The sequence below is a fragment of the Lysobacter sp. Root983 genome (assembly GCF_001429345.1).
Classification (GTDB): Bacteria; Pseudomonadota; Gammaproteobacteria; order Xanthomonadales; family Xanthomonadaceae; genus Lysobacter.
In genome coordinates this window covers 1-9,313 of record NZ_LMJO01000007.1, presented here as the reverse complement: position 1 = coordinate 9,313, position 9,313 = coordinate 1, and the positions used below count along the sequence as shown (strand labels likewise).

At 67.3% G+C, this 9,313-nt stretch carries 8 protein-coding genes and 1 pseudogene; 6 read left to right on the top strand and 3 right to left on the bottom strand.

Annotated elements, in window-relative coordinates:
* From ASE43_RS21190 to ASE43_RS07370, 3 genes and pseudogenes are all read right to left on the bottom strand, one after another.
* Positions 1–1,925, bottom strand: a pseudogene (locus ASE43_RS21190) (RHS repeat protein); the annotation flags it as partial.
* Positions 1,926–2,124: 199 nt separating this feature from the next.
* Entirely contained in the window at positions 2,125–3,381 is a 1,257-nt protein-coding gene (gene murA, locus ASE43_RS07375) for a UDP-N-acetylglucosamine 1-carboxyvinyltransferase (RefSeq protein WP_056182840.1), read from the bottom strand.
* A 115-nt stretch (positions 3,382–3,496) separates the two neighbouring features.
* A complete protein-coding gene (locus ASE43_RS07370; RefSeq protein WP_056182837.1) occupies positions 3,497–3,736 on the bottom strand; it encodes a BolA/IbaG family iron-sulfur metabolism protein in 240 nt (79 codons plus the stop codon).
* A gap of 478 nt (positions 3,737–4,214) precedes the next feature.
* Here ASE43_RS07370 and ASE43_RS07365 point away from each other — a divergent pair, with 478 nt between their 5' ends.
* The 6 genes from ASE43_RS07365 to ASE43_RS07340 all read left to right on the top strand — a co-directional run bounded on the left by ASE43_RS07365 (position 4,215) and on the right by ASE43_RS07340 (position 9,212).
* Entirely contained in the window at positions 4,215–5,231 is a 1,017-nt protein-coding gene (locus ASE43_RS07365) for a KpsF/GutQ family sugar-phosphate isomerase (protein WP_057160025.1), read from the top strand.
* Positions 5,232–5,332: 101 nt separating this feature from the next.
* Complete coding sequence (locus tag ASE43_RS07360; protein WP_057160024.1) at positions 5,333–5,881, top strand: HAD hydrolase family protein; 549 nt, start codon at positions 5,333–5,335, stop codon at positions 5,879–5,881.
* On the top strand, positions 5,878–6,444 hold the full coding sequence (gene lptC, locus ASE43_RS07355) for an LPS export ABC transporter periplasmic protein LptC (protein ID WP_057160023.1): 567 nt from the start codon (positions 5,878–5,880) through the stop codon (positions 6,442–6,444). The genes ASE43_RS07360 and lptC overlap by 4 nt, the downstream gene beginning before the upstream one ends.
* Positions 6,425–6,949: a lipopolysaccharide transport periplasmic protein LptA gene (gene lptA / locus ASE43_RS07350; protein WP_057160022.1), complete on the top strand. Its 525-nt coding sequence runs from the start codon at positions 6,425–6,427 to the stop codon at positions 6,947–6,949. Before lptC ends, lptA begins: the two co-directional genes overlap by 20 nt.
* Positions 6,949–7,668 (top strand): LPS export ABC transporter ATP-binding protein, encoded by a 720-nt coding sequence (gene lptB / locus ASE43_RS07345; protein WP_056182821.1) that lies wholly within the window; start codon positions 6,949–6,951, stop codon positions 7,666–7,668. The genes lptA and lptB overlap by 1 nt, the downstream gene beginning before the upstream one ends.
* A 98-nt stretch (positions 7,669–7,766) precedes the next feature.
* Positions 7,767–9,212 (top strand): RNA polymerase factor sigma-54, encoded by a 1,446-nt coding sequence (locus tag ASE43_RS07340; protein WP_057160021.1) that lies wholly within the window; start codon positions 7,767–7,769, stop codon positions 9,210–9,212.
* The last annotated feature ends 101 nt before the right edge of the window (positions 9,213–9,313 follow it).

The window sequence follows — 9,313 nt, the reverse complement described above, 5'->3', positions numbered from 1 at the left end:
TTGACCGACAGCGGACGACCGGCGCCGTCGTAAGCCAGGGTTTCCGTGACTTGGCCCAGCGCGTTGGTGACCTTCCACAGGTCGCCTTTGCGATGCGGGCAGGTGGCTGGAGTACTGGCACAGCTAGCTTCATCGCTGGCGTAGTAGGTGAACTGGGTGGTGTCGGCCACGTCCGTGCGCGGACCATTGATCGACGTCACCAATCCCAGCAGCGGGCAGGTGCCGGCAGTGATGTCGGACTGCTCGCAGTAGGTGCTGGCGCTGCTGCGTGTGATGGTCGGTGTCGTCGGATCGGTCGCCGTCGAAGTCAGGACCTGGCCGCGGGCGTTGTAGCTGTAGTCCTGCTTGGCAAGCAAGGCACCGGCGGCGGTGTAGGTCTGGTGCTGCGTGGGCAGGTCCAGGGCGATGTCCCAGGCCGTGGTCGCACTGCGCAGGCGGGTGCTGACGGCGGCCAAGGCATCGGTAGCTGGGCATTGGTCGGTAGTGGCCGCCGGGTAATCGTAGCGGGCGATCACCCGCAACCAGTCGGCATCGTAGTAAAGACAGGTCAGCTGATCGCCTCGGCGCCGGGCGGTCGCGTTCGACTTGGTGTCGTAGACGGTCCCTGTGGCTATCGCGACGCCCCCAGTACCTGTCTCGGTGCGCTGCGTAGGAATGCGAACACCCAACTGCCGCTGGAACTGGAACTGGATCGCACCACCCGACGGGGTGGATACGTTGACAGCGGTTCCATTTACGCCGTAGTCCACTGCGTAGCGATCTACTCCACCCGCATGCTCAGTGGAAGTGGCGCGACCATTAGTGTCGTATGTGAACGTGGCATAGGCCGCGCCATCGTGGGCCACTTGAATCAATGCGCGCTGATTTACGATTCTCGTATAGGTGTAGCTGGTAACGAAGCCGGCCTTGGTTACCGCGGACAGCAACCCATCGGCATCGTAGGCATACTCAATCGTCTGCCCGTCAGGCAGATCGATGCGAACTAGCTTTCCATAGGACGAGTACGTGAGCACCGCCGCACGCCCGCTCGAATCCACAACAGAGGTGATCCTGCCGCCCGCATCACGGATATACGTGGCGACGACGCGGCCGTCTCGCAAGTCGCGTTGGAGCAGGCCCGTCTCGCCGTAAATCTCTTGGGCGTTGCCAGGCTTGCGCAACTCCCAAAAAGTCTCGCCGCCAGTTTCGAATTCTCTCAAACGATACTGCCGAAGATCGTCTTCAGGAAGCCACTGGCCGCTCCCGTTCTTGGTGAACGCCAGCACCCTGCCGTCCTCGCGTACAGCAATCGCCGCTTGGAATGAGGAAGGTCGAACGTCGGTGACAATCAGTTCACGGGTTAGATCGGAGTGCCACCACTCTCCGAAGATATTGGAAATCCCCTCTATTGCCGGCGCCGAGTTGTAGGAACGCGCCAACCCGAGGCTAGCCGTCAGTTCATCGCGCGTCCGTTCAATTTTCGCGCCATTGCCGCAAGAGATCGGATTTCCCACATCCGCACAATGCAGGTTCGGCTTAGTCGGCGTCACACTGTACATATTCCGTATGCATACGGGCTCACCGTCGTTACGGTCGTAGCCATATCCAACAGGGCATACCGGTACAGGCAAGACGTAGCTCTGCCTAAAGATGTTGTAGTTGGTTGGGCCGTTTGGACGATCTACCTCGTCGTAGTAGCAGCCCACACCATAATCCGGATGCGTTCCGTACCGACCGTTGAGATGCGTTATTGTGTAGTGCGGATATGGTGTCGCGTTAAGCGACTCACCCACTAGGCGGCAGGCCAAATCCGGATCGGCGCAGGTCCGAACTACGCCTTGAACGCCTGCCTGGTACATCGTCATTGACGGCAAGCGATGCTCTTGAGCCGAGACTCCGAACGCGGCCGAAAGCAACAGCGCCGCAAGCAAAAACACGCAATCCATTCGCCTCATTCCCCACCCCCATCCATGCGACCAATTAGTGAATGATGGCGGCGGGAGCCTCACCGTTCAATAAGGCTCATTGGCATATCAAAGCCACACTGCCAAGCAACGAAGCCGCCAAATTTCCCGGCTATGGCGCCACAAACAAAAAGCCCCGCCGAAGCGGGGCTTTTTTCACACGCCAAGATTATGCAATCAATCACCCAATCCGGCGAATCTTCGCCCCCAACTGCGACAATTTCGCCTCAATGTTCTCGTACCCACGATCCAGGTGGTAGATGCGATCGATCGTAGTCTCGCCATCGGCAACCAACCCCGCCAGGATCAGCGAAGCCGAGGCGCGCAGGTCGGTGGCCATGACCGGAGCGCCGCTGAGCTTGGCCACGCCGCGCACCACGGACGTGTGGCCGTCGACGCGAATGTCGGCGCCCAGGCGCAGCAGTTCGTTGACGTGCATGAAGCGGTTTTCGAAGATGGTTTCGTTGATCACGCCCGCGCCTTCGGCGATGCAGTTGAGCGCCATGAACTGCGCCTGCATGTCGGTCGGGAACGCCGGGTACGGGGCGGTGGTCAGGTCGACCGAACGCGGGCGGCGGCCCTGCATGTCCAGGGTGATGCGGTCGCCGTCGACTTCGATGACGGCGCCGGCGTCGCGCAGTTTGTCGAGCACCGCATCCAGAGTGTCGGCGCGGCTGCGGGTGGTGGTGACGCGGCCGCCGGTCATCGCGGCGGCAACCAGGAAGGTGCCGGTCTCGATGCGGTCGGGCAGCACGTCGTGGCTGCCGCCGTGCAGACGTTCGACGCCGTGCACGACGATGCGGCCGCTGCCGGCGTGTTCGATGTTCGCGCCCAGCGCATTAAGGCAGTCGGCCAGGTCGACCACTTCCGGTTCCATCGCGGCGTTTTCGAGCACGCTGGTGCCCTCGGCCAGGACCGCGGCCATGAGCACGTTCTCGGTACCGGTCACGCTGACCACGTCGAAGACGAAGCGCGCGCCCTTGAGGCGGCCGTTGCGATGGGCCTTGATGTAACCGTTCTCGACCGAGATCTGCGCGCCCAGGGCCTGCAGGCCCTTGATGTGCTGGTCGACCGGACGCGAACCGATCGCGCAGCCGCCCGGCAGCGAGACTTCGGCCTCGCCGTACTTGGCCAGCAGCGGGCCCAGCACCAGCACCGAGGCGCGCATGGTCTTGACCAGCTCGTAGGGCGCGACGTGGCTGTTGACCGTGGTCGGATCGACGGTGATGGTGGCGCCGTCGGTGACCACGCCGGCGCCGAGCTCGCCCAGCAGCTTGGCGGTGGTGACCACGTCGTGCAGGTGCGGCACGTTGCGGATGGTCACCGGCGCGTCGGCCAGCAAGGTCGCGCACAGAATGGGGAGCACGGCGTTCTTGGCGCCGGAAATCTGGACTTCGCCGTTCAGCGGCTGTCCGCCTTCGACCACGATCTTCTGCATGTTTTTCCGCCGGGAATCGGGAATGGGGAATCGGGAATGGTTAAGAGCGGGCGATAGGATTGAAGGTCGCGGCGAAATCGGAGCGCGACAAAGGCGCGGCCCGATTCCCGACTCCCTATTCCCGATTCCCGGCCTCTTCGGGGGTCAGGGTCTTGAGCGCGAGGGCGTGGATTTCTCCGCCCATGCGCTCGCCCAGGGTGGCGTAGACCAGACGGTGGCGGGCCAGCGGCAGCTTGCCGCGGAAGGCTTCGGCCACGACGGTGGCTTCGAAATGCACGCCGTCGTCGCCGCGCACGTCGGCGCGGGCGCCGGGCAGGCCCTGTTCGATCAAGGATTGGATGGTTTCGGCGTTCACGTCTGGGGCACAGCCTTGGGGTCGGTCGGAGGACGACGGCACGACGGTCGGCGCGATGCTGCGCGCGGCCCGGCGAGCCGTGGAGGGGTGAGGGTGCCGCTGGCGGCCCGCCTGTCGGAGGTCGAAGCGCGCCCGTCCGGGGCGCCCCTCGCGTCGCCAGCCCGGGACCAGCCCGGACGCGCTCGCGGCGATTCCTGCGCTTGCGCGCGGGTTTCGCCGACGCGGCCAGTCCCTGGCCGCGCTAGCTGGGCGTTTGCGACGCCCGGCTAGACGGGCATTCAGCGGACGAACCGCATAGAATTCACGGATTAGCCTAGCGGAAAGCCCCGCGGTCCGGAATGGCGGCAAGGGAACGGCCCGTCCCACCGACCTGTCGGCCACGCGCCCCGGCGAGCCAGGCCCGCCTGCGCGCCGCGACCCGCCGGCCCCTTTCCGACCCGGAGCGCCCCCGCCGCCCCGCCCCAGAGCGAATGTCCCGATGACGATCTCCCCCCTCAGCGCGGCGCCCGCCCCGCACCCGGTCTCCGACGCCGGCCTGGCCGCCAGCGGCCGGCGCGTGTTCGAGATCGAGGGGCAGGCCCTGGCCGCGGTCGCCGCACGCATCGACGGCGCCTTCACCGCGGCCTGCCGGTTGATGCTGGAAGCGCGCGGGCGGGTGGTCTGCACCGGCATGGGCAAGTCCGGTCACGTCGCGCGCAAGATCGCCGCCACCCTGGCCTCTACCGGCACCCCGGCCTTCTATGTGCACCCGGGCGAAGCCGGCCACGGCGACCTGGGCATGATCACCGACGCCGATATCGTGCTGGCCCTGTCCTACTCGGGCGAGAGCGACGAAGTGCTGATGCTGCTGCCGGTGCTCAAGCGCCAGGGCAACAAGCTGATCTCGATGACCGGCCGCGCCCAGTCGACCATGGCGCGCGAGTCCGACGTGCACCTGGACGTCAGCGTGCCGGCCGAGGCCTGCCCGCTGGCGCTGGCGCCGACCTCCAGCACCACCGCCTCGCTGGCGATGGGCGACGCGCTCGCGGTCGCCCTGCTGGAAGCGCGCGGCTTCACCGCCGACGATTTCGCCCGCTCGCATCCGGCCGGCGCGCTCGGCCGGCGCCTGCTGCTGCACATCACCGACATCATGCACGCCGGCGACGACGTGCCGCGCATCGCGGCCGACGCCAGCGTGAGCGAGGCGCTGGTGGAAATGAGCCACAAGCGCCTGGGCATGACCGCGGTGGTCGACGACGGCGGACGCCTGCTCGGTCTGTACACCGACGGCGACCTGCGCCGCACCCTCGACGACCCAGGCGTGGACCTGCGTTCGACCCGGATCGTCGAAGTCATGACCCGCGCGCCCAAGACCATCGGCCCCGAGGCCCTGGCGGTGGAAGCCGCGCAGCTCATGGAAACCCACAAGATCAGTGGCCTGCTGGTGGTGGACGCTGAACAACGCGTGGTCGGCGCCCTCAATATTCATGACTTGTTGCGCGCTAGAGTGGTTTAAAGGCTGAGATTGGGGATTCGAGATTCGGGATTCGCCAACCGATCACATTCCACTATGACGCTCGCCCAATCCCGAATCCCAAATCCCGAATCCCTGCTCTGATGCCCTATAGCCACCTCAACGACTACCCCGCCGAAATCCGCGAACGCGCCGCCCGGATCCGGCTAGCCTGCTTCGACGTCGACGGCACCCTGACCGACGGCCGCCTGATCTTCGACAGCGAGGGCAGCGAACTCAAAGCCTTCCACGTCCACGACGGCCAGGGCCTGGTGCTGCTGCGCAAGGCGGGCATCGCGGTGGCCTTCGTGACCGCGCGCGCCAGCACCATCGCCGAGCAGCGCGCGGCCGAACTCGGCCTGGAGGCGCATACCCGCGTCGCCGACAAGCTGGCCTGCGTGCGCGAGATCGCGCAGCGCCTGGGCCTGGGCCTGGACGAGGTCAGCTTCATGGGCGACGACCTGCCCGATCTGCGCGCGATGGCCCACGTCGGCCTCGCGGTCGCGCCCGCCAACGCCCACCCCTGGGTACGCGAGCGCGTGCACTGGCGCACCGGCGCCCAGGGCGGCTGCGGCGCCGGCCGCGAGCTGTGCGACCTGCTGCTGGCCGCGCAGGGCCACGCCGAGCGCCTGCTGGCGCAGGTGCTGGAATGAGCTGGCGTGGCCTGATCACCGCCTTCCTGGTGCTGGGCGCGCTCGCCAGCGGCTGGGCGCTGTGGTCGCAACGCAACAAGGACCACGGCGGTCCGGCCGCCGGCGGGCGCTCGGACTACGTGCTCAACGATTTCGAAGTGGTGGTGCTGGACAAACAGGGCAAGGAATCCTTCACCCTGCGCGCGCCCAAGCTGACGCGCGACCCCAACGTCAAGACCATGGACATCGCCACCCCGACCTTCCTGATCCCGCCCACCGGCGAAGCCGGCGGCGGCGCCTGGGAAGTACGCTCCAAGGCCGCCTGGGTCAGCGCCAAGGCCGACGAGGTGCGCCTGCGCGGGGCGGTCAAGGCCGACAGCACCAACGCCGGCGGCAAGCCGATCAGCATCACCTCCGAAGAACTGAACGTGTTCCCCGACACGAACAAGGCGACTTCGGCGGTTCCGGTTAAGGTGGTTCAGCCGGGCACTATAATGACCGGCTCGGGATTGCAGGCCGATCTCGATACCAAGAACGTCAACATCCCCAACGTCAAGGTCCGCTATGAAGCGAAAGCCCGCTAAGCAGGTGCTGTGCCTGATCGTCGCCCTGCTGGCGGCCGCCGTGGCGCATGCGCGTTCTTCGGACCGCAACCAGCCCATGGACGTCGGCGCCGACCACAGCAACTGCTCGGTCGCCAGCGACACCGGCCCCTGCGTGCTCACCGGCAACGTCAAGATCGTCCAGGGCACCCTGGTCATCAACGCCGCCAAAGCCGACATCAAGCGCGCCGACGGCGACATCAGCTACGTCGCCCTGACCGGCTCGCAGGTGACCTTGAAGCAGCAGCTCGACGACGGCTCGCCGTTCAACGGCCGCGCCAACAAGGTCGACTACGACATGCCCAAGGACACCGTGATCCTCACCGGCAACGCCTATGTCGACAAGGCCGGCGACACGATCAAGAGCGAGCGCATCGTCTACAACATGAAGACCGGCCAGATCGAGAGCGGCGGCACCGGCGGCCGCGTGAACCTGCGCCTGCAGCCCAAGGGCAAGCCCGCCGCGCCGGCCAAGGGAGGCCGCTGATGCTGGTCGCCCGCGGCCTGCGCAAGGCCTACCGTTCGCGCGAAGTGGTGCGCGATTTCGGCCTGACGCTGGACGCCGGCGAAGTGGTCGGCCTGCTCGGCCCCAACGGCGCCGGCAAGACCACCTGCTTCTACATGATCGTCGGCCTGGTCCCGGCCGACGCCGGCCAGATCGTGCTGGACGGCAAGGACATCACCAGCGAGCCGATGTACGCGCGCGCCAAGTACGGCGTGGGCTATCTGCCGCAGGAACCCTCGGTGTTCCGCAAGCTCAGCGTGGCCGACAACCTGCGCCTGGTGCTGGAACTGCGCGAGGACCTGGACCGCAACGGCCGCGAGCGCGAGCTGGCCAACCTGATGGACGAGCTGCAGGTGAGCCACGTCGCCGAGCAGATCGGCGCCAGCCTGTCCGGCGGCGAACGCCGCCGCGTCGAAATCGCGCGCGCGCTGGCCGCCAAGCCGCGGCTGATGCTGCTGGACGAGCCCTTCGCCGGCGTCGACCCGATTTCGGTCGGCGAGATCCAGCGAATCGTGCGCCACCTCAAGAATCGCGGCATCGGCGTGCTGATCACCGACCATAACGTGCGCGAGACCTTGGGCATTTGCGACCGGGCGTATATCCTCAACGAAGGCGGCGTGCTCGCGCAGGGGGCTCCGGACGCGCTGCTGGCCAATCCCGACGTCCGTCGCGTATACCTGGGCGAAACCTTCCGCCTGTAACCTTAGCTCGATTGCGCAGGGTTCCAGTCGGCGTTTCCGCCACATTCTGGAACACGCGTGCGGCCGCCAGCCCTATCAGGTCGCGTTAGACACCGAGCATGAAGCCCCGCCTCCAAGCCTCGCTAGGTCAACAGCTGGTGATGACGCCGCAATTGCGTCAGGCCATCCGTCTGTTGCAGCTATCGGCGGTGGAACTGGAAGCCGAACTGGTCACCGCGGTGGAGAGCAATCCACTGCTGGACTGGACCGAGACTGCGATCAGCGTCAGCAACGGCGCCGACGGCGGCAGCGTCGGCGACGAGCGCGAGAGCGCGCCGGAGTCCTCCGGCGAGGACCACCGCGACGCCCTGCCGCCGGAGGCCGATTGGGGCACCAGCGACGGCGAGCCCTGGTACCAGCGCATCGGCCCCTCCGATCAGGACGACGACGGCCCGGTCGCCGAACAGGTCGCCGACGCCGACACCCTGCACGACCACCTGCTGTGGCAGCTGCACCTGAGCCCGCTGACCGCGCGCGACCGCCTGATCGGGGTATCCCTGATCGAGGCCATCGACGACGACGGCTACCTGCGCGAGCCGCTGGACGCGATCGCCGCCTCGCTGGGCCCGGCGATCGACGCCGGCGTGGACGAGCTGACCACGGTGCTGCACCAGATCCAGCGCTACGACCCGGTCGGGGTCGGCGCGCGCTCGCTGGGTGAGTGCCTGCGCCTGCAGCTGAGCCAATTGCCCGTCGAAACCCCCGGACGCGAACTCGCCAACAGCCTGGCCAACGGGCCGCTGGAGCGCCTGCCCAAGGTCGGCGTGGCCGGGCTGGCGGCCGAGCTCAAGCTCGAGGTCGCAGAGGTCGAGACCGCGGTGCAACTGCTGCGCTCGCTGGACCCGCGCCCGGGCGCCCAGATCGGCGCGATCGCGGCCGACACCTATGTCGCTCCCGACGTGGTGATCTGGCGCCAGCACGGGCTGTGGCGGGTCGCCCTGGCCGACGGCATGCGCCCGCGGGTGTCGATCCACCGCGGCTACGAGGGCATGATCCGCCACGCCAGCGCGGCCGACGCCAGTTATCTGCGCGGCCACCTGCAGGAGGCGCGCTGGCTGCTCAAGAGCCTGGAAGCGCGCGGCGACACCCTGCTCAAGGTCACCCGCTGCCTGCTCAAGCAGCAGGCCGCGTTCCTGGAATTCGGCGACAGCGCCCTGCGCCCGCTGACCCTGCGCGAGGTCGCCAACGAGATCGGCCTGCACGAATCCACGGTCTCGCGCGCGATCTCGCGCAAGTACGCGCGCACCCCGCGCGGCACCGTGCCGCTGCGCGCCTTCTTCGCCTCCGGCATCGACACCGGTTCCGGCGGCGAGGCCTCCAGCACCGCGATCCAGGCCATGATCCGGCGCCTGATCGAGGCCGAGAACCCGCGCAAGCCGCTGTCCGACGCGCGCCTGGCCGAAACCCTCAAGGCCACTGGCGTGCCGGTGGCGCGCCGTACGGTAGCCAAGTACCGCGAGGCGATGAGCATCCCGTCGTCGCAGGATCGGGTGCGGATGGCCTGAGGGCCAGGTTGTAGCTTGGGCCTAGCCCGAAGCCCCTCAGGCCGCCCTCATCCGCCCTTCGGGCACCTTCTCCCGCAGGCGGGAGAAGGGAGATCAAGTGC